Origin of the sequence: Bradyrhizobium sp. 137 (assembly GCF_023074095.1) — a bacterium.
GTDB lineage: Bacteria > Pseudomonadota > Alphaproteobacteria > Rhizobiales > Xanthobacteraceae > Bradyrhizobium.
The window spans coordinates 1-1,530 of sequence record NZ_JADPKU010000123.1 but is presented as its reverse complement, the minus strand read 5'-3'; the positions used below and the strand labels follow the sequence as shown (position 1 = coordinate 1,530).

Genomic DNA, 1,530 nt, shown 5'->3' with positions numbered 1-1,530 from the left:
CTTTCAATTACCCACATTTAGCCGAGAGGGCTGAGGGAGCGCACCAACTATTGCATCGCGGGAATCGACCGTGATTCCTTGTCTGGCACCGATTCGCAGGGGGCGGTGCCAATGGACGAAGAAGCCGACGCATGGTTTGATCGCGAGCTCGCTGGCTGCAACCTTGCCGACGAGCGCCTGAATAAGCGGCTCCGCAAACTGCTAGCGCAGATCGGGAGCGCCATGGGAGAAAGCATTCCACTGGTGTGCCAGGACTGGGCCAATACCAAGGCTGCGTATCGTTTTTTCTCCAACGACCGGGTCAGTGAGGCCGACATTCTGGCCGGCCACTTTCAATCGACGCGTGAGCGCACGATTGCCACCGACGGACCTATTCTAGTGCTCCACGATACGACCGAGTTCAGTTATCAAAGAGAGAACTCAGACGCGATCGGGATCACCAAGAGCATAAACAGCGGGCGCGACAAGGCGGGCCGCCTGAGGTCGCACACGGTTTGCGGCATCCTGATGCACTCGAGCCTGGCGGTGACAACCGAAGGGCTGCCGCTTGGACTGACGGCGGTCAAATTCTGGACCCGGAAGAAATTCAAGGGGACTGCCGCGCTTAAGAAGAAGATCAATCCGACGCGCATTCCCATCGAGAAGAAGGAGAGCATTCGGTGGCTGGACAATGTCCGTCAATCCACAGAGCTGCTGTGCGATCCGGGACGGTGCATCCATATCGGTGATCGCGAGAGCGACATCTATGAGCTGTTCTGCGCGGCCCGGGAAGCTGGAACGCATTTCGTGATTAGGACTTGCGTTAACCGTTTGGCCGGAGATGGAAATCACACGATCGCCGACGAAATGGACGAGGTTGCCGTCAAAGGACGGCATCGCCTCAACGTCAGAAACAACAACGGCGATCCCGATGAAGCCGTTCTCGAGATCAGATATCGCAAGCTTCGCGTCCTGCCGCCGATCGGAAAGCAGAAGCGCTATCCAGCGCTGACCCTGACGGTGATCCATGCCGAAGAACGCGTGACGCCGAAGAATAGAAAGAAAATCGAGTGGAAGCTGATCACAAATCTACCTGTTAGCTCCCGCACCGACGCCATTGAGAAGCTCGAATGGTATGCTTTGAGATGGAAGATCGAGGTGTTCCACAAGATCCTCAAATCAGGCTGCAAAGCTGAGGAGTCAAAGCTCAGGACCGCCCAGCGTCTGACCAATCTGATCTCGCTCTTTTGCATCCTGAGTTGGCGGGTCTTTTGGATGACGATGCTCAACCGTTCGGCTCCAGACGCGCCGCCAACCCTCGCGTTGACCGCGACTGAAATCGGCGTGCTCGATCGCCTCGTTAACGACAGACCAAAAGCAAGACGGAAAACGCTCTCGCACTATTTGATCAAAGTCGCCCGGCTCGGCGGTTATCTCGCCCGCGCCAGCGATCCGCCACCCGGCAATACCGTCATGTGGCGCGGGCTGTCACGCCTCACCGACATAGCGCTAGGTGTCATGGTCGGAGGAGAATTTGTGGGTAATTGAAAG

At 57.0% G+C, this 1,530-nt stretch carries 1 protein-coding gene; it reads left to right on the top strand.

Annotated elements, in window-relative coordinates:
• Window positions 1–111 precede the first annotated feature (111 nt).
• Window positions 112–1,527: an IS4 family transposase gene (locus IVA78_RS31145; protein ID WP_247469325.1), complete on the top strand. Its 1,416-nt coding sequence runs from the start codon at window positions 112–114 to the stop codon at window positions 1,525–1,527.
• Window positions 1,528–1,530: the final 3 nt, after the last annotated feature.